This is a genomic window from Paenibacillus sp. NPDC056722 (genome assembly GCF_042790635.1).
GTDB lineage: Bacteria > Bacillota > Bacilli > Paenibacillales > Paenibacillaceae > Paenibacillus_AQ > Paenibacillus_AQ agri.
On the sequence record NZ_JBHTYV010000001.1, the window covers coordinates 815,713 to 834,954 of the forward strand.

The 19,242-nt window shown below is 48.6% G+C and carries 13 protein-coding genes; 5 read left to right on the forward strand and 8 right to left on the reverse strand.

Going from position 1 to position 19,242, the window contains the following annotated elements; genetic code table 11:
* Positions 1 to 185: 185 nt before the first annotated feature.
* From ACFRAM_RS03885 to ACFRAM_RS03895, 3 genes are read right to left on the reverse strand one after another with little or no spacing between them, the layout of a single operon-like run.
* Positions 186 to 3,464 (reverse strand): ATP-binding protein, encoded by a 3,279-nt coding sequence (locus ACFRAM_RS03885; protein ID WP_379464608.1) that lies wholly within the window; start codon positions 3,462 to 3,464, stop codon positions 186 to 188.
* The gene (locus ACFRAM_RS03890; protein ID WP_379464609.1) at positions 3,461 to 3,823 is read right to left on the reverse strand and encodes a response regulator; all 363 of its coding nucleotides are present in this window, start codon (positions 3,821 to 3,823) and stop codon (positions 3,461 to 3,463) included. Before ACFRAM_RS03890 ends, ACFRAM_RS03885 begins: the two co-directional genes overlap by 4 nt.
* 50 nt (positions 3,824 to 3,873) lie before the next feature.
* A complete protein-coding gene (locus tag ACFRAM_RS03895; RefSeq protein WP_379464610.1) occupies positions 3,874 to 5,508 on the reverse strand; it encodes a diguanylate cyclase in 1,635 nt (544 codons plus the stop codon).
* Between the two features lie 258 nt (positions 5,509 to 5,766).
* Here ACFRAM_RS03895 and ACFRAM_RS03900 point away from each other — a divergent pair, with 258 nt between their 5' ends.
* Complete coding sequence (locus ACFRAM_RS03900; protein ID WP_175373564.1) at positions 5,767 to 6,036, forward strand: ACT domain-containing protein; 270 nt, start codon at positions 5,767 to 5,769, stop codon at positions 6,034 to 6,036.
* 17 nt (positions 6,037 to 6,053) lie between these two features.
* Positions 6,054 to 7,409 carry a DUF711 family protein gene (locus tag ACFRAM_RS03905; protein WP_483875005.1) on the forward strand — a complete coding sequence of 452 codons (1,356 nt, stop codon included), beginning with the start codon at positions 6,054 to 6,056 and terminating at the stop codon, positions 7,407 to 7,409.
* A gap of 745 nt (positions 7,410 to 8,154) precedes the next feature.
* Here the strand turns inward: ACFRAM_RS03905 and ACFRAM_RS03910 are convergent.
* From ACFRAM_RS03910 to ACFRAM_RS03920, 3 genes are all read right to left on the reverse strand, one after another.
* Complete coding sequence (locus tag ACFRAM_RS03910) at positions 8,155 to 11,376, reverse strand: ATP-binding protein (protein ID WP_379464612.1); 3,222 nt, start codon at positions 11,374 to 11,376, stop codon at positions 8,155 to 8,157.
* Between the two features lie 475 nt (positions 11,377 to 11,851).
* Entirely contained in the window at positions 11,852 to 12,724 is an 873-nt protein-coding gene (locus ACFRAM_RS03915) for a sigma-70 family RNA polymerase sigma factor (protein WP_379464752.1), read from the reverse strand.
* 91 nt (positions 12,725 to 12,815) lie between these two features.
* Complete coding sequence (locus ACFRAM_RS03920) at positions 12,816 to 13,265, reverse strand: carboxymuconolactone decarboxylase family protein (RefSeq protein WP_379464613.1); 450 nt, start codon at positions 13,263 to 13,265, stop codon at positions 12,816 to 12,818.
* A gap of 207 nt (positions 13,266 to 13,472) precedes the next feature.
* Between ACFRAM_RS03920 and ACFRAM_RS03925 the strand changes: the two genes are divergently transcribed.
* On the forward strand, positions 13,473 to 14,477 hold the full coding sequence (locus ACFRAM_RS03925; RefSeq protein ID WP_379464614.1) for an ABC transporter substrate-binding protein: 1,005 nt from the start codon (positions 13,473 to 13,475) through the stop codon (positions 14,475 to 14,477).
* 80 nt (positions 14,478 to 14,557) lie between these two features.
* Positions 14,558 to 16,165 (forward strand): helix-turn-helix domain-containing protein, encoded by a 1,608-nt coding sequence (locus tag ACFRAM_RS03930; RefSeq protein WP_379464615.1) that lies wholly within the window; start codon positions 14,558 to 14,560, stop codon positions 16,163 to 16,165.
* Between the two features lie 4 nt (positions 16,166 to 16,169).
* On the opposite strand, the gene ACFRAM_RS03935 is transcribed toward ACFRAM_RS03930, so the two are convergent.
* Complete coding sequence (locus ACFRAM_RS03935; RefSeq protein WP_379464616.1) at positions 16,170 to 17,630, reverse strand: MFS transporter; 1,461 nt, start codon at positions 17,628 to 17,630, stop codon at positions 16,170 to 16,172.
* Between the two features lie 202 nt (positions 17,631 to 17,832).
* On the opposite strand from ACFRAM_RS03935, the gene ACFRAM_RS03940 reads away from it, so the two are divergent.
* Positions 17,833 to 18,252 carry a MarR family winged helix-turn-helix transcriptional regulator gene (locus ACFRAM_RS03940; RefSeq protein WP_379464753.1) on the forward strand — a complete coding sequence of 140 codons (420 nt, stop codon included), beginning with the start codon at positions 17,833 to 17,835 and terminating at the stop codon, positions 18,250 to 18,252.
* Positions 18,253 to 18,371: 119 nt separating this feature from the next.
* On the opposite strand, the gene ACFRAM_RS03945 is transcribed toward ACFRAM_RS03940, so the two are convergent.
* Positions 18,372 to 19,103 carry a type 1 glutamine amidotransferase domain-containing protein gene (locus ACFRAM_RS03945; protein WP_379464617.1) on the reverse strand — a complete coding sequence of 244 codons (732 nt, stop codon included), beginning with the start codon at positions 19,101 to 19,103 and terminating at the stop codon, positions 18,372 to 18,374.
* Positions 19,104 to 19,242: the final 139 nt, after the last annotated feature.

Consider the following 19,242-nt stretch of genomic DNA (forward strand, 5'->3'; position numbering starts at 1 on the left):
GGCTTTACTCTGATGTGCTATCTATAAACTAATCGCATCTCGCCTAAAAAACAAGCCTGTCCATTACTTTCTAGTCAAATTGCAATGCCTTTACTCACATTAGAGTTAGATTTTTGCAACCATTAGACTATCTATTGCAATCATCGAGTGGTACACCCGTTTCTTCAAAAAAAAGACAAGCCCCCTCAGGGCTTGTCTTCTTCCTTCTCCGGACTATTGTCCGGGAATAATACTTCGCCGCTGGCCTGTCTAATCTTCACAATCTCTTCTAGAGTCTGGGACAGTTCGCCAGGCGGGTATGGCTTGGTAAGATATTTTTGAATAACGTTATTAAGTGCGTTTTTATCCGATTTGTCCAGGGCCGAGGAAATCACCAGCGGAATCGTCTCGGTTCGACGATCTTCCTTGAGCATGCGGATGAGATCCCAGCCGTCCAGTTCGTCTCCAAGCATCAGATCAATTACGATGGCTACGAACGGTGTCTTCAGCGCCTGGTCAAACGCTTTTTGCGGATGATAGTGATGGGTGACCCGGAAGCCCTTACCCTTCAGTTCCTCCGACAACAGTAGCGAGAGGCTGTAATCATCTTCCACGATCATGACATTAGGCTTGGATTCTTTGTCCGGGTTCCATCTGCCCCCGTCTTCTTCATACTGCTTATGCTCGGAGTAGAGGTTCGGAAGGCTGAACCAGACCGTAGTTCCTTTGCCTTCGACAGATTCGATGCCGATTTCGCCCTTCTGCTTATCGATAATCTCCTTGCAGATGGCGAGGCCAAGCCCTGTTCCGCCAATGCGTTTCGAAGCGCTATTGTCCACTCTTCTGAATTTCTGGAATAAGTGTCCGATCTGATCCTTCGGAATCCCCAGACCATGATCCTGGATTCTGACCACGATACGGTCTTCCTCATTATGCAGATGAACATTCACCTCATTGCTGTCTGGCGAGAACTTGATGGCGTTACTCAGCAGATTGGTTAGCACCTGAATGATTTTGTCTCTGTCCACTTCCACTTCAGAATTAAACGCTTCGTCTACCAGCAGCACATTATGTGAACCCAGCTTGTATTGGTCCAGTACACCCAGCACGATTTCACTCAGGTTCGCAGATTCCGTCGTATATTGCTGCTTGCCAGACTCCATACGCTGAAGATCCAGGAAATCATTGATCAGTTCCGTTAATCGCTTCGCTTCCTTGTGAATCGTCTCCAGATATTTAAGCTGCTTCTCCGGCTTCATCGTTCTGGCCAGCAGCAGCTCCGTGAATCCCAGTACGCTTGATAGCGGTGTTCTCAGCTCATGACTGACCGTGCTAACCAGTTCGGATTTCATCAGATCCAGCTCATATTCCCTTGTAATATCACGGTGAACGAACAAGGTACCAATCCGTGCATCCCGCCGGAACACCGGTATAGCATATACATCGATATGCTTCACAGACTCGGTTCCGATCGAATACCGCATGCTGGCCGATTCCGCCGCCTCTTCACCCAGTGCCTTCTGGAAGAAACCGCGGATGTCGTTTGATTCGTTGGCAGCCTGCATGAAATGAGCCATCCACTCTTCTTTGGATTCATGACCGCCTTCTGTCCAACTGCTGTAATCGGTCATTTGACACAGTGCCTTATTAGCATGGAGCATCGTGCCTTCGGTATCCACAAACTGAATACCTTCATTCACATTGTTGACGATATCCTGGTTCAGCTTCCGGGCATGCTCGATTTCCTCGTACATGAACAGCCGCTCAATAGCCAGTGACACCCGATTCATCAGACCCTGGACCTCATTTAGCTCTTCGTCACTGAAAGATAGCCCAATCCGGCTGCCGCAGAAGACGGCTAAAATCTCATCCTCGGCATTAACCACTTTCGTATAGAAATCATAGCAGTACATCTGATCCGGCGCGATTCCCTGTTCCGCCTCAGTTGCCGGCCGTTTGATGACATAGGAGCTTTCTGTCTGCAAGCGATGCAGCATTTCGCTGCAACTTCTTTCCACATAACGCTCGATCCGATCCTGGGGAATACCTTTGGCCGCATAGATTGTATCCTTGGTAAGCAAGAAGAAGCTTGAATCAAAGGAATATAGCCGGTTCATGAAATGCAAGAACTTTTCAGTAAATTCATTTTTGTTAAGCGTATAGGAAATATCGTGATTGAGCTGATTGTTGAGCTCCAGCATAGTCTTCGTCTGTTCCGTCGCCTTAAGCGTCAGCGCCAGCTCCTGCTGAACACTCTTCAGTGAAGTGATATCGCTGGCAATCAAGATATACTGGTAGATTGTGCCCTCACTATTGAGGTAAGGAACAATGGTCAAATTCAGCCAGGTTGTGGCACCGGACTTCGTTTGCAGCCCGATTTCATGAGTCCAGACACCGCCACTCTTCAGCTTACGGTACATCTGCTGCATATCATGCTCCAACATATCCGGCATCTCGAACAGCTTGTACGTATAGCCGATAATCTCGGAGTTCCGGTAGCCCGTATAACTGCTCAGATTGTCATTGGCATAAGTAAAGACACCTTTAGCGGAGAGAATACCCACGGCAGCCGATTGATCCAATGCCTTCATCATGCTTTCAATTTCACTCAGCGAGCGCTGCAATCTATGCTGCTGATCATGAAGCTCATCCTGCTGGGCATGCAGTTCTTCATTCTGCATCATCAGTTCTTCTTCTTTATCCTGAATGCTATGAGCCATATCCAGGAATGCATTGTACAGACGCCCAATCTCATCCTTCTGATGCAAGGTGCCGAGCAGGATTTGTTCTCCGGCCGCCAGGGAGTGGGTAGCCTCTTCCAGCTTCAGGATGGGAACAATCAGATTTCTGAGAATACGCCACACCAGCAGGGTGAAGAGAAAGAGAATCGCCGTACTGAACAAGAAAGCGACTACTGTAAACTCATTGGCTTTACGTATGGAGTCCTTGGCCATCTCATTCAATGCAGTGTCTGCACGCTTTTGATACCCCTTCGTGTAATCAAGAAACTCATTGACTTTAGCCGTAGTGCCCCCTCCCGAGGTTGACCGCAGCGCCTCATAATTTCCTTCTTCCGCCAGTTTAAGTGCTCGTGGAAGGAGTGTGTATTTGTACTCGGTGTAAAAAGCCTTCAGGTCATCCCGATACTTCGATTCTTCTTTTGACAATGTAAGCTGGGAATAGTCTTTCAACACACCGTCAAAATCATGAAGAGCTTGATTCAGCAGCATCAGTTCATTTTCATTTTTCAGCGCAATAAATCCTCTGGCCCGAAGAAAGATCTCATTAAGATTATCCGAGAGTTGATTGATCGTCTGCGTCTTCTTGTGCAGCGTATCCCTGTCGTGGCTCAGCTTCTCCTGCTCTTTGTTGATATACAGGAAAAAGGCCATGCCACACAGAATGATCAGTGTGAATACGCTCGCAATAATGCGAAAATATCGGTTCTTCAAGCTGGTGCTGCCGAAGCGGTTGGCTTTGGTCACTTCAGTATCCCCTCCACGACTTGCAACAGCTCCAGCGGGCTGAACGGCTTGGGCATGAAGTAGCGTACACCTGCCTCAATTGCCCGGTTGCGGTCCACTTCCTGTGCCTTCGCGGTCAGCATAAGAAACGGGGTATTCTTTTTCTTCTCATCATCCACCTGTCCAAGCACTTCGATCCCCGTCATCTTCGGCATCATATAATCCAGAATGACCAGATCATAAGTCTCCGCTTCCAGCTTCTCCAGCGCATCCTCACCGTTATCCGCTGTGAAGATCTCCACATCCTCCAGATCCTCCAACGTGTCCGTAATCAGCATGCGCAATACTTCTTCGTCATCTACCACCAGTACTTTTTGCATTCTAACCTCCACTTGTTTACGCTTCTTGGTTGTTATCGCCTGCTACCTGCCTAGAACAGGAATCGGAAAGCCAGACGTTCAATCCGCAGCATCAATTCGTTCATGTCAAACGGCTTTATTACATAATCATCGGCACCCATCTGCAATGCGTGAACAATATCCGCCTGATTATTTCGCCCGGTCAACATAATTACGACAATATTCTCCTCCGGGTAATTCCCGCGAATCCGTTCCAGCACCTCAATCCCGTCCAGCACTGGCATGATACCATCCAGCAGAACAATATACTTCTCTTCACTGCTGTACCAGTCTGATTGCAAAAACTCAGGGCCGCTGGAATAGCTGCTAATATTGACCTTAGCCATGTTGGAGGGCTTCCAGTCCGCGAACTCGCTGGTCACAATTCGACGCACCAACGCATCATCATCTACGATGATCACATTAAGCACAGAGTCAAATTTAGTGGCGAGCAACTGCTGAGTATATATTGTTGTTTGATTCCGGCCCCCATGCTTGCTGGCATACAGCGCTTTGTCGGCTTCTTCCACCAGCTTTACGGAATGCTGCTCTTCCCCAGCTTTAACTTCCGTAATCCCACTGGAGAAGGTCACATTAAAGGTATGCTTCTTGGTACGGAACTCTTTTGCCGAAAAACGCCTCTGAATCCTCTCCACCACCAGCTTGGCGGAAGAGGCATCCGTATTCGGCAGGAAAAGAGCAAATTCCTCACCGCCGTAGCGGCAGAAAACATCCTCTACCCGGATCGAAGCCTGTACAAATTCTGAAAATGTATGCAGGACTTCATCCCCGGCCAAATGCCCGTATGTATCATTAATTGCCTTGAAATGATCTAAATCTATAAGCACGAGCGAAAATACCCGGTTCGTGCGTCTGTAATCCGACAGTAGCTGCTTCATCGTCTGGTTGAAATGCTTGCGGTTAAAGGCGCCTGTCAGCTCATCAACAATGATCGACTCCTGCCATTCTCTCTTCAGTTCAAAGCGATTTTGGATCAGGGTTAGGAAAATATCAATATCCACCGGCTTCTTGATAAAATCCATAACGCCAAGGGAATAGGCATGCATCTGTACTTCCTTGGAGTGCTCCGCGCTAATCATAATAATCGGAATCCGTTCTTTTTTGGCCTTGCCGATAATTTGATTCAGCACTTCAATCCCGCTTTGGTCCGGCAGCATAATATCAAGAAGGATCATATCCGGTTTGCTCTCGTAAAAGATCTTCAGGCCCCGTTCCGCAGACAATGCGATGCTGACATAATAGGGATTCTTCTCTAGCGACTCCTTCAGGTAGGCTACAAGCTGCACATCATCATCAATGATCAGGATCTCATACTGCGGGCGGGCATCCTCTGTCTTATTCCCATCAGGCAGACCTGAGGGATTCATAATGGAAACGGCGTTGTCATTTAGCAAGGTCAGTAGCGGATACAAATAACGTCCCCATTCGGCGGGTGGCCACTCTCTTCGGCTATCATCCCCGAACAAAGGTAGCGTTTGCTCTGCCAGCTCCTCAATCTCCTTGAGTCCTACCGTTCCGGCAGTTCCTTTAAGGTTATGCAGGAAGCGATGGATATCCTTTTCCTCCACGGAAGGCTGTTTCGACCATTCCTCCAAGGTCTGTCTGGTTCTCTGCTCAACCAGGTCTTTATATTTACGTGTTGTCATAGCAACTCCTTTAAATACGGACATTTCACATCATGCTATTCCCAAATTTTGAGCCTGTCAAAACTCCAGTTCATCATATTTTTAATGTGTTGTCAATTAATATCCTTTGTAAAGAACGTGTAAGGATTAAAAAGTTGATCAACCTGACAAAAAACCTTTGGTTGAAGCTTGCAACATCATTTGCAATAATGATTGAAATGGTCATTTTCGCCCCCAGTTGGCGGAAGAACACTTACATATAAAGGGAGGCTGTTTCGATTGAAGGGGATCATAACGGTATTGGGGAAAGACAAGGTTGGGATTATTGCCAAAGTATGTACCTATCTCGCTGAACACAACTTGAATATTCTGGACATTTCGCAAACCATTGTTCAGGACTATTTCAACATGATGATGATCGTCGAACTTACCGGGGCTACCAAGAGCTTTGAGGTGATTGTAGAGGAACTGCAGCTGATCGGTACCGAAATCGGCGTTGAAATCAAGCTTCAGCATGAAGATATCTTCAATATTATGCATCGTATTTAGGAGGAGTAAGCCCAATGATCTCACTTGTTGAAGTACAGGAAACGAATAAAATGATCCGGGAAATGAATCTCGATGTGCGTACCATCACCATGGGGATTAGCCTAATGGACTGCGCACATAGTGATCTGAAGACCTTTAACCAGAACGTATATGACAAAATCACCCGCTCTGCCGAAAAGCTCGTCAAAACTGGCGAAGATTTGGAAAAACAATTCGGCGTGCCAATTGTCAACAAGCGGATTTCGGTCACTCCAATTGCCATTGCCGCTGGGTCGGTTCACACCGATAGTTACGTGCCTGTGGCAGAAGCACTTGACCGGGCTGCCAAGGAAGTTGGCGTAAACTTCATCGGCGGCTTCTCCGCACTGGTGCAGAAAGGCTGTACGAAAGGCGACCGCATTCTGATCGATAGCATCCCCGAAGCGCTGGCCGTGACGGAGCGTGTATGCTCCTCGGTTAATGTGGGCTCATCCCGCAGCGGCATTAACATGGATGCCGTGAAGCTGATGGGTGATATTATCCTGCAGACTGCCGAACGTACCAAGGAAAGAGACTCTATCGGTTGTGCGAAGCTGGTTGTCTTCTGCAACGCTGTAGAGGACAACCCCTTCATGGCGGGAGCCTTTCACGGGGTAGGCGAGCGTGAATGCGTCATTAATGTAGGGGTTAGCGGACCCGGTGTAATCAAGAGAGCGCTGGAAGAAGTCAAAGGGCAGGATTTTGAAACGCTGTGCGAGACTATCAAGCGGACGGCCTTCAAAGTTACGCGTGTTGGGCAGCTCGTTGCCCAGGAAGCCTCCAAGCGGATGGGCGTTCCATTCGGTATCATCGATCTGTCCCTGGCACCTACGCCACTGATCGGGGATTCCATTGCGGAAATCTTCCAGGTAATGGGGCTAGAAGAAGCTGGTGCTCCGGGAACAACCGCAGCCCTGGCCATCTTGAATGATAATGTTAAAAAAGGTGGCGTGATGGCCTCCTCCTACGTCGGCGGACTTAGCGGTGCGTTCATCCCGGTCAGCGAAGACCATGGCATGATTCAGGCCGTTCAGCGCGGCGCACTGACGCTTGAGAAGCTGGAAGCCATGACCTGCGTCTGCTCGGTGGGCCTGGATATGATTGCAATCCCCGGCAGCACCTCCAAAGAGACTCTCTCGGGTATCATTGCCGACGAGGCAGCCATCGGTATGGTCAACAACAAAACCACTGCCGTTCGCGTCATCCCTGTCATCGGCAAGGACGTTGGCGAAATGGTCGAATTCGGCGGCCTGCTGGGCTATGCGCCCGTGATGGCAGTCAATTCTTTTAATTGTGCGGGCTTTGTGAACCGCGGCGGCCGCATTCCGGCACCGATTCACAGCTTCAAGAACTAAAGCTGTGCAATGCTGGCAGGGGCAGTACCAGTGTTCTATTTTCATGAAATTAACAGCATGCCTTCAATTTAGATAATACTAAAACCCCGTCGATTAGATAACGTAAAAATAAGCCAAGCAGCGTTTCTCCCGTAATTGAGAAGCTGCTTGGCTTTTTTGTTCCATTACGATCTGCTCAACACTATTATAAGCATGAGAAAACCAGCTGACCTCAAACCTAACTGTTTCTACTTCAAAAGCAAAGCCTATCCTCTATCCCAAACAACCCGTTCATGGTTTTTGGGACATTCGAATTACATCCTCTTTCCATGATCAATTTCCTGTCTGGAAGGTCGGGAGTATTAGAAATAGATGCAAATATGTACCTTATTTCATGCGAATAACTGAAATATAGTAATTTAAGGACATAATTGTATGTTAATTCCCCTACTTGGCCTGAAAATAAGCTTTACTGGTAGATTTAGAGTACAATAATGCACTTATTTACCAATTATATTGATTATGCGTGCAATTAAGATACAGAATTGCAGTTAATTCGAGCGACGGAGGTACAAGACCCGTGAGACCGTGAGGCAGAACTATGTACCGCCGATTACGAGCCATGAGTTACGAGCCATGTTCGGCGGAGCCATGAGCTACAAAGTCCCCTGCGATGAGCAATGAGGCTCATTCATCCAGTCAAGTGACGACGGGAGCGACAGAGTCACAGTCATGAGCTACGAGCCATGTTCGACCATACCCAGTCTTAATCTATCGTTATGGTACCAAAATCTGCGCCTCGTTGATCAGGAATTGCAAAGGACACGGTCGTGCCAGCACCCGGCTGGCTCTGAATAATCAACCCCTTGCCATAGAGTCGCTTCAGCCGGCGGTTCGTATTCTGCAGGCCGATCCCGCCTTTGCCCTGCTGGGATGGTTCGAGCAAAGATACAACCTGATCAGGCTCCATGCCTTTTCCATCATCTGTAACTTCAATTCGTATTTCCCTAGCATAGCGGGTGATAGAAATCTTTAGCACACCCCCACGGGCCTGACTAAGTAACCCGTGTCTGACCGCATTTTCCACTAGAGGCTGAATCGTTAGTGGAGGCAGCTGAGGCCCATTCACCTTGTCGCTCTCCATATCTTCCTCCATCTGCCATTCCACGGACAATCTGTCCTCGAACCGTTCCTGCTCAATATAGAGATACGCCCGGACAAGCTCCAACTCATGAGAGAGCGGCACAAGCTCTTCGGCATTCAGTAAATCAAAGTTAATTCTTAGGTATGACGTGAAGGCTTCCCCGAGCCGGGCCATTTTTTCAGAGTCAATGTTGCTAAGGGCCAGAATAGAGTTCAGAGCATTGAACAGGAAATGTGGCCTTATCTGTGCCTGAAGGTAGGCCGCCTCCATACGCAGCCGTTCATCAAGGGACTGCTTCAGCATCGTCAACGAGCGTACACGATATTGCAATTCCAGCCCATCCACTGGCTTAATCACATAATCGCTGGCTCCGGCCAGGAATCCGGTGTAGATATCCTCCGGCTGAGCACGGGCTGTCAGCAGCAGCACGGGAAGCTCCGATACGCTGTAACGCTCACGGATGATCCGTGTCAGTTCATAACCTGACATATGGGGCATCATGACATCGGCGATCACCATATCCCAGCGTCCCCTATCCAGCAGTTCCAGTGCTTCCTTGCCGGACAATGCCGGTACCAGATAATAGTGGGCATCGGAGAGCATCCCGCCAAGCACCCGCAGATTGACAGGATCATCGTCTACCACTAGAATGTTCAGGCTGCCATTGGCAGAGAACAAGCTTGTATCCTGCAATACCGGTACAACCGGTAGCGCGGTCAGGCTCCGGGTATACTTCAGGTCAGACGGCTCCGGATCTCCCTCAGCGGACAGAGCAGCCACACTGTAAGTATTCGACGTACCGGGTAGTTCGGAATCACCTGCAGCAGCCACTTCATCACTGAGAGCGCTGCTTAAACCCACATACAATGGCAGCGTGAACGAGAACACGGAGCCCTGTCCAGGTGCAGAATCCAGAACAAGTATTCCGCCGTGCAGCTCTACAAACTGCTTGCAGATACTAAGCCCAAGTCCGAAACCTCCACCGTCATTGATGCCAAGCGCGCCCTGCTCATATGGCTTGAAGACTCTTGCAACTGTTTCCTCATCCATCCCCGCACCGGTATCTGCCACACGAATGATAGCCTTGCCGTTCACAATTTCCGCGCTGACGGTTATCGTTCCGGCATCCGTGTATTTGATGGCATTATGCAGGAGATTGACTAAGATCTGCATCAGCCTCTTCTCATCACCATACACCGGCGGGAAATCATCAGGGATCTTCATCACCATACGTAACGGCTTACCATCTAGCAAGTAACCCAGCATGGCTAGCACACTCGGCACGACAGCCTGCATCTGGAGTCGTTCCTTCCGTAGCACGATTTTGTTATCCTGAAGCCTGGTGATATCCAGAAGATCGCCAAGGAGGCTAGACATTCTCTTAGTGATAGTAATGAGAAGCTCCATATCTTTGATACTTTTGGGATTCATCCCCTGCTGTTCGTTAACGATCACCGTTTGAGCAATGTTCATAATGCCATGTAGTGGCGTTCTTAGCTCATGCGAAGTATTGGCCAGAAATTCATCCTTCACCTTATCTGCCTGACGGAGCTGTCCAGTCAATTCTACATTCTCCTCCGCGTTGCGGAAATACCGCTTGAACCAGTATGTACAGAAGCTGATGATGGCAGCAATCATGTCGACCGGATAAAAAATACTATCCACAACTCCCCCGTTTTGCAGCACGCCCCAGAACACGCTGGAAGAAACGCCTCCAGCTGCCAGCAGCAGAAAAAGTGCATCACGCTGGGATTGGATGACCATCTTGGCAATTAGATAGACCACTCCGATCATCGGCAGTAAATAGATTAGGCCAAAAACTTTGAAATGGTAGGAGTACAAGACCCAGTTCGCGGGTGATACCAGAATAAATAAGACAAAAAGGACAAAACAAGCTACGTAAGTACGGAACAGGTACCTTCTGCTGTTCTCGACATCTTTGTGGAAGGTGCGGGTCAGTAAGAGCATGAAAAAGGAGATAGAGCTATAGGACAGCAGCCGGGTCTTTAGCCCCCAGGTATAATTGATGGGCAGCCATAGCTGGAGCAGATTATCATGATCGGACGCGATCGAGAGTGCTGTCACTATAAGCAGCATACAAAAATAGATAAAGCTTCTCTCCTTCGGATTAAAGAAGAATAGAATAACAGCGTACAAGCTGTGTAGTAGCAGCACAATAAAAATAACCAGCTGAAATCCGATTGAATAAAGCCGCTCCTTGTCAATGGCGGCCTGTGAACCGAATTTTATAGATTTAAGAATTCCACCCAAAGACGGATTGTCATGGTTGGCAGCCTGGACCAGCACATCAAGCTCCTGTTGTCCATTCGCTGTGTAGGTTATCGTATAGGAACTTACACGCGATTGGGATTGGTCTTTCCGTTCCGAAAACACTCCGAATGCAGATTGCTGCTCACCGTTGATGAAGATCGCTGAACTGTTCTCGATTTTACGGATCCATAGCGAGTAAGGCTGGTTCAGCGGCTGATCGACCAAAATGCGCAGGCGATATGTACCTATACCATAGGAGTTGGCCTTAGTGTCGCTGAACCCGCTCCTCCAATCCCCAGGGACCTTGACATATCTTGCTGGCTCCGGCAGTTCTCCTTTCCCGTCTGTCAGCAGTTTATCAGGGTAGAACTCCCATTCCCCATTTAAGGTAATGGACTTGGAACCCTCAAAATTCCAGCCCCTCATGTCCAGTACACCGTTCACTGCTTGCGGAGCTTTCGATGGAGCCTGAACAGCATACCATACCAGCCGCAGCCCAGACAGCAGAGCAAGCGTGAGAAGAAGAATGAGTCCATGCTTTTTCAACGTATGAAGATTGGCTTTAGATATCATAGGATTGATTAGTTGACAGAAATACTGTACTGTCTTTCCTTTTCTTTAGTCTCATCGTATAAAAATCATGTCACGACCAGCAGCAGATGATAAAGGTGACCTTAGTCCCTGTGCTGAACAGTATTATACTGAATCTATGAGCTAAAGCATAGAAAAAAACAGTATCCCCAACAATTCCAAGGAAATCCATAAGCAGTTACCATCCTCAACCATTCCTGTTATTATTCGTGTCTTCGCCAAATATCGCTGAAAATAAAAAAATTAACTGAAGAGATTCCAGTTAATTTTTTGATATGACCTATACGTAATGGAATAACAGAAAATTCTCCTTCTATATATGACGAACTTAAGATCTTCACTTAAGGCTCGGTCGTCACTACAGATACATTCTCCAGATTTCTTCGATTAAAAAGCCACTTAGCGGTTGAAATCCGGGTACAGCTTGTGCTTTCTCCTCCACAACGATTACGACATCCTAAGGGTTCACATGACCTAATTTGTCAGGATCAAGCATCAGATACAGTCCTTGAATCCGGTCACCTGACCGGTTCAACTCCAGGCAGAGCACACCTACAATCTCTCCATGCTGGCGATAAATAATGTGGGATTCTCCATTGACGCTAGCAAACGAAGCTTCCAACTCCCGCAGCCTGTTAAGCACCCGGCGTGAGGACAACAAGGCTGCGACTCCTTTGCGCCCGATCATTGGCCGGAGTACAGTATGCACCTGGCCACCGCCGTCAGAGATCAGCACCGGTTGATCTCCCAGCAATTCCAGCATTCCGTTGATATCATAAGAATCGAAGGCATCAATAAATCTTTTCATAAGTGCCTCTCTGGAGTGCTTGATCACCGGCTCCATACGCTCACCTGCTGGGACAGATTGAAGATTCCGTTTGGCACGACTGAAGATTTTACGGCAATTGGCTTCCGACTTATCTACCATCTCGGCAATATCATCATATTCGTACTGGAACACTTCACGCAGGACAAATACTGCACGCTCAGTCGGCGTCAGCCGCTCTAGCAGAACCAGAAAAGCATAGGACAAGGTATCCTTGCGTTCAGCCGTCGCTTCCGGCCCGTCGTAAATCTCCGCCATCGGCTCAGGAAGCCATTCTCCCTCGTAGGCCTCACGCTTATTGCGCGGAGAATTCAGAAAATTCAGGCAGCGGTTAGTAATCCCTTTAGCTACATATGCCTTCATATTCCGAATCTCACTCCGGTCCTTGCGCTGCAGCTCTGCAAAACAATCCTGCACGACATCTTCGGCATCAGCAACCACACCTAACATCCGATAGGCGATGGAAAAAGCGTACCCTTTATACGTCAGATACAACTCCTCCATGCTCCGCTCATTCTCAGTCGGCAGGCTGTCATCCTGTACCTTGTCCAAGCTTTTCACAATACGTCCTCCTTCAATACTTCCTGCCCTGAGATTAATTAAAACAGCCCGGATACATCCCTGTCGAGATCGCAATCCTGTTCCAGCAGTTGATCGTATTAATGGCCATAATCAGGTCTACATATTCCGCTTCATTGAAATGCTCTCTTACTTTATCATACAGAGCTTCCGGTACACCGCCCTCGGAAATGGTTGTCACCGCTTCGGAGAGTTCCAATACAACCCGCTCCTGCTCTGTAAAAAGATGCGGTACTTCATGCCACACACTCAGCAGCAGAATACGGTCGCCGTGATCGCCAAGCTTTAGCAGGTCCTTCGCGTGCATATCGAGACAAAAGGCGCAGCCGTTGATTAGCGACACCCGTAATTTGATCAGTTCATACAGAACCTTGTCTTTAATAGCGTTCCCCGCATATGTCTCCAAACCCATCATCGCTGTCGCAGCCTTAGGGTTAGCCTTACTGTAATTGAATCTCAAACTCATCTCAATCATCCTCCTTAAAGTGTCTAACATTACTGTAGACAAAGAAGTCATTCTTTTTGTGACAACTTTCCTATAGAAAAATCCACATTATTCAAAAGGCCAAATCATGCATGCTCGTGTCCAAATATAACATGTTCTCCTTTTTTTGATTCCTGCTATAATAATGATTATTATTATCAATTAGATGGAGAGAAGGGGTTATTCATAATGCATCGTCACCGTAATTTTCTGCTTTTAGCTGCTTTAATGTTGGTTTTATCGGTTCTATCCGCTTGCGGGAATTCTAACTCGGCTGCTCCAGCCAATGAACCCGCGGCAACCACTGCACCAAGTGAGTCCTCTGCTGAAACTTCGGATTCAGCTGCTACAATAAACTACACCGACAGTTTGGGACGTGAAGTCGTTATTCCAGCACATCCGCAAAGAATCATCACGACTCAATATCTGCCGGAAATGATCGCCGCAGGAACCAAGCCTATTGGCGCAGTCACCCATTTGCTGAATAACTTTGTATCCATCAAGGATCAGATCGGTGGTATTGAGGACATTGGTCCTGCCAATGCTATTAATATGGAGAAAGTACTATCCTTGCAGCCAGATCTGATCATTGCCACAGAGATGGATAAAGATAAAATTGACGACCTAAACAAAATTGCTCCAACAGTAGCGGTGCAGTGGGTAGGCAATGACGCTTTCAAGCACTTCACAGATGTTGCGGCGGTTTTGGGCAAGAGTGCGGAAGCTGACCAATGGATTGCAGATTTTAATAAGAAGAGTGAGCAAGCGCGTCAAGAGCTGGCCTCTTCTGTACATGAAGGAGAAACCTTCGGCGCTGTCGTTATTGGTGGTTATGAAAAAGGACAACTGAGAGTGTACGGGCCGGGGAACGTCGGTTATACTTTATACGATACCCTTCACTTTAAAATGACAGATTTCGTTAAGCACGAATGGGAGACTAAAGACCACGAACTGGGACTCAAGATTTCCCTGGAAAAGCTCCCTGAATATGCTTCTGCCGATCGGATATTCCTTGTTAAATTTAAAAATGATCCTGAATTCCTGCAAGAAGTGGAAAATAGCAGACTCTGGAATAACCTTCCAGCCGTCAAGAATAACAAAGTCTACGTAGTAGATGAAGCACTATGGTTCTCTTATGACGTCATGTCCCTTAAGGGGCAGTTGGAAAACGCAGTTGAGTTGTTAAAAAAATAAATGGTTGTATGTTCATACCATATGGGGTTCTTCAGCATTAGCTGAAGAGCTCCTTTCTTTCATACAGGGAGGTGAATGCAATGTCGGTTCAACCAAGTAGACGCTCGGCGCGTCTCTCTATTATGTATACCTGGTCGCAGATTTATTTATACACACTGGAAGAGGGTGCTGAGGGACTGAAGATCTGCAGCCATGCCGAAAAAATGCTTGTCGTCCCCATTTATGGGTCTGCTGAGGTATACAGTGACGAGCAACGCCACGTTCTCTACGGGAACCACTGTGGCATTCTGAACCCAAAGGAAAATTTTTCCATCCAAAATGCCGGCACAGGCCCGCTGCGCCTGTATCTTATCGAATTTGATGAATTGCGATTGCCGGGCTCTTCCGAGGAGGTTTCTGCTGAGCAGCTTCCAATTACAGCAGGTGTAATCGAATTGGCCTCATTCAGCCATTTTTCCGGGCTAGTGCACAATCTATACGAACGGCGGGATCTGTCCGGGCCGCTTGAAGAGTACGAAAGCCACTTTATTTTCCAAGAGATCCTTTTGATGATCTTGAAGAGCGCCGAATGCAACAGGGAACAGGATGCCACAAGTGCGGTTCAGAAAACCATTGCCTTCATGGAGAATGCTTACGCCTTCGATCTCACGCACGGACAGCTTGCCGAAATGGCCGGGGTCTCCACCCGGCATTATTCGCGGATTTTCAAGGGACTAACCGGCAAAAGCCCTATCGACTACCTCATCGAACTCCGAATGAACAAGGCAAAGCGCCTGCTCCAGAGCCGGGAGGTATCGGTTGGCGAGGTGGCCGGGAGCGTGGGATTTCATGATCCCTTTCACTTCAGCCGCAGCTTTAAGCAGCACACGGGGGTCTCTCCCCGTCTGTACATTAATCTGCGCAAGCATAGCAGCCGGATCGCCTCTCTTCAGTATCTTGGGGAACTACTCGCCTTGGGCATCAAACCTGTCGGCGCACCTTCCCAGCTTCTAAAGGGTCGTTATTTGCAAGGCCATGTGGAGGGCATAACCGAAATCGGCAAATCCGTAGTGACACCATACTTGGACAGGCTCGCTACCTTAAAGCCGGACGTGATTCTTACCTTTGACGGCCATCATTACGATACTTATGCCAAAATCGCTCCTACACTGGATATGTCCTGGTCCCAGCCGGTTTTTGACCGGTTCCGTTTTATCGCCGATTTGATCGGCAAACAACAAGAGGCTGAGCAATGGCTCAGCCAATACGAAGAGCAGACCTTTGAGGCCAGGAATGCTTTGAAATGGCATCTGCAAGCCGGACATACTCTCTCTTTTATCTGGACAAGAGGACTCCCGGAGACAGTGCAAGTCTATTACGACATGAAGGTTCTTTATCAGGACCTGGGGTTTCAGGCCCCGGCTCCGGTAGCTGCCGTTCAGAAGACCAAGGGCCATCCGTTCAAATCCAATATTCCGGTCCAGGAACTGCCTCATTATGTAGGCGATCATCTGTTTGTTGTAGTCTCACCAGACCCTGTCTCACAACAACACTTTCGTGAGCTCCGGCAATCCGAGATCTGGAATAGCCTGCCTGCTGTTCAGAACCGCCGGGTATATCTCGGCTCGGAGGACTGGCTCCGCGAAGATCCGGTGTCCATGTCCGGACAGATCCGAGAGGCTGTTCCTCTGCTCGTGGAATTAAATTGAGACTTCAGCCTTTTTCCGCCTGCATCTTCACGCGCCGGGCATCCATTAACCGCCATCCGGTAAGCACTGCCGCCACGAAGCAGATGGATGCGGAGGTCATGAAAACTACATGCATGCCTTCCAGGAAAATATCCGGACGGCCCGGGATCAATCCGGTCACACGGTATCCTGCCTCGTTGCTCATGACATGGAACAGAATCGTTGTCGCCAGCGTAATGCCGACAACCATCCCGACATTGCGGATCAGTGAATTGACACTGCCTGCAGAGCCAAGCTGTGTGCGCGGTACTTTGGACATGATCAGTGAATTGTTCGGCGACTGGAACAGGCCGCTGCCGATACCAAGCATGGCAATCCACAGTCCGACAAGCAGGACTGAACTGCCGGCGTGTAGCTTCGCCAGACCAATCTGGGCCACAACCATGACTATAAGACCAGCAAAGGTCAGCAGTTCTGAGCCAATCTTATCCGACAATGCGCCACTAATCGGCGCCACAATGACCATGGAGATCGGCAGCAGCATCAGCAGGAAGCCGGCGTCGAACGGGGACAAGTTCAGCATGTTCTGCGCATAGAACGGAGCGATGATGTTGAAGCAAAAATTCGCCGCGAAGACGAGGAAGCCACAAAGGATACTGACCGAAAACAGCGGATTTTTGAACAGGGACAGATTCAGCAGCGGTTGCGGCTTCCGTACTTCAACCCAAATAAAAGCTGCAAAAGCGCATACCGCGACAACCAATGATATAACAATTCGTGTATCACCATAGCCGATCTGCTGTCCAAGCAGTAATCCGGCGAACAAAAGAACGATAAAGAAAGCGAACAATGTACTGCCCGGAATGTCTATTTTATCCTGAACCCGGACCAGATCCTTCGGCAGCACCTTCCAGCCTAGAATGATAGCAATCAGACCAATTGGGACATTGACCCAGAAGATGTACTCCCAGCCCAGCGAGGACACGATAATCCCGCCTAGACTTGGCCCAGCGATGCTGCCGAGCGAAACGAACGTACCGATGAAGCCGAGCGCCTTCCCGCGCTCACTGGCCGGGAAGATATCGGTTACGATCCCTTGACTGTTGGCCATCGTCATCGAAGCGCCGATAGCCTGAATGACGCGTGACGCTATAAGCAAAGGCAGTGTAGTACTGAGTCCACACAGTAGAGAACCAATAATAAATACCACAGTTCCGATCTTGAAAATTCTGATCTTCCCCGCGATATCCCCTAGCTTTCCGAAGAACAGAATCGCAGCACAGATCGCCATCAGGTAACCTGTCGTCACCCACTCAATCTGCGCAATTGGCAGGCCCAGGCTCTTGGACAATACCGGGAGTGCAATGTTGACAATGCTCCCGTCCAGCGTGGCCATGAACGTGAAAAGATTCAACACAATCAGAATCATCCAGCGCCTTTTCTGAATATCGCTGTTCTCCTGATAGGTTGCAGGAATTGAACTCATAATTACACCTCATTAAACTTAGAATGTTGGAGCTGAAAAGAGGATTGTCGAATCAAGCCGAATTTTAGTTGCGCACGCAACTAGTTGGGTCTTTCCCAGTGTACAGCATATTAGTTGCGTGCGCAACAATATTGTTGTACACTTTTATACATATTGAGCGCTGACCTCGCATTCAAGCAATCTAACCAAAGAGGTGTGCATGTTGAAAAAGGAACCTATCGGGAAGCTGATCTCCCTGATTCATCGACAGAACCAAAAAACGTTGTCCAGGCAGCTGGTTACCTATGGAATCGGCAGCGGCGGACAGCACAGCTTTCTCAAGCTGATCATGGGGCGGCCGGGCATCACCCAGGATCAGTTAACGAATGAATTAAAGTTCGATAAGGCTACCACTGCAAGGGCTGTGAAGTTATTGGAGCAATCCGGCTACATCGAGCGGAAAGTCGATCCTGATGACCGCCGCTCCTACCTGCTCTATCCAACCCCCAAAGCCATGGACTTTGCGCCGACCCTGCAGGAGATTCTGAATGGACTTAACCGCAAGCTTTCCCGTCATCTGACGGATGAAGAGGAAACACAGCTCATTTCCCTGCTCAAGCGAATTAGCCAGGAAGATGAATAACCTTTCCCCATATTTTCACTCCATATCACTAAAAATAACCGCAAGCTTGTCCGCGATGACGGATGGCTTGCGGTTATTTTTTTAAGTCCATTCAATCTACAATCAGTTCAATTTTCACCTTACTTTTGTACCCCTACTTTACGTATAAACGTCTCTGCGAACAGGGCTGCATCCTTCGGCCATCTGGCGGTCAGCAATTGACCATCCTCCACGATGAATGGCCTATTAAATGAAGGGCCCTTCACATAGTCCTCCCGCTTCTGCAGATGCCGCGTCACCTCATCCTGAACATATTCTGGATATGTACGGTAGTATCGGCCGCGAGCCCAGGCAGTTAACCAATAGGCGGTCCGTTCCAGGGACTTGGTCAGACTCGTCATCTTTTTTCCGTATACCACCGCTTGACCGGTCTGAGGATCAATGGTCCGGGCCAGAACGATGGGGCCGTGACAGATCGCGCCAACCGGTCTGCCCAGCTTCCAAAAATGCAGCACCTTCTTCTGCAAAGTAGCACTCTCCAGGTATACTGTCATTCCCTTGGCATGCCCTCCGGGCAGAATGAGGCCGTCATAGATCTCAGGATCAATATCCCCGTAAACAAGCGGGTGCAGAAAGTCAGGGTCCAGCTCCAGCTGCTGGTGGTACCGCTGCACAACCACTTGGTCCGCCCCAAGCTGCCCGAACACAACTCCTGTCAACAAATAGGGATCGGTATAGGCGCGCTTCCCGTCAGGTGTGGCAAAGTCCACCTGGAAGCCTGCTTCCCGGCAGAGATACCACGGTACCACCACTTCTGTGGTATCAAAGTCTTGGGACGGCAGTGGAATCAGCACTCTTTTCTGCTGTGGCATGGTATTCTCTTCCCTTCATGGGTCACTAAAAGCGGCCGTCATTTATCTATGCGATCATTTTATCACAAATTTTAAAAAAACATTTTGCCCAATGACTCTGGAGCGTTTAAAATGAAACTTGCATGAAAATACAGACCAT

What these genes read in the sequence shown, in the direction of transcription:
- ACFRAM_RS03915 (WP_379464752.1), bottom strand. Translation starts at nt 12,724, where the DNA reads ATGGAGGAGTTGTATCTGACGTATAAAGGGTACGCTTTTTCCATCGCC.
- ACFRAM_RS03935 (WP_379464616.1), bottom strand. Translation starts at nt 17,630, where the DNA reads ATGAGTTCAATTCCTGCAACCTATCAGGAGAACAGCGATATTCAGAAA.
- ACFRAM_RS03890 (WP_379464609.1), bottom strand. Translation starts at nt 3,823, where the DNA reads ATGCAAAAAGTACTGGTGGTAGATGACGAAGAAGTATTGCGCATGCTG.
- ACFRAM_RS03945 (WP_379464617.1), bottom strand. Translation starts at nt 19,103, where the DNA reads ATGCCACAGCAGAAAAGAGTGCTGATTCCACTGCCGTCCCAAGACTTT.
- ACFRAM_RS03910 (WP_379464612.1), bottom strand. Translation starts at nt 11,376, where the DNA reads ATGATATCTAAAGCCAATCTTCATACGTTGAAAAAGCATGGACTCATT.
- ACFRAM_RS03930 (WP_379464615.1), top strand. Translation starts at nt 14,558, where the DNA reads ATGTCGGTTCAACCAAGTAGACGCTCGGCGCGTCTCTCTATTATGTAT.
- ACFRAM_RS03925 (WP_379464614.1), top strand. Translation starts at nt 13,473, where the DNA reads ATGCATCGTCACCGTAATTTTCTGCTTTTAGCTGCTTTAATGTTGGTT.
- ACFRAM_RS03895 (WP_379464610.1), bottom strand. Translation starts at nt 5,508, where the DNA reads ATGACAACACGTAAATATAAAGACCTGGTTGAGCAGAGAACCAGACAG.
- ACFRAM_RS03920 (WP_379464613.1), bottom strand. Translation starts at nt 13,265, where the DNA reads ATGAGTTTGAGATTCAATTACAGTAAGGCTAACCCTAAGGCTGCGACA.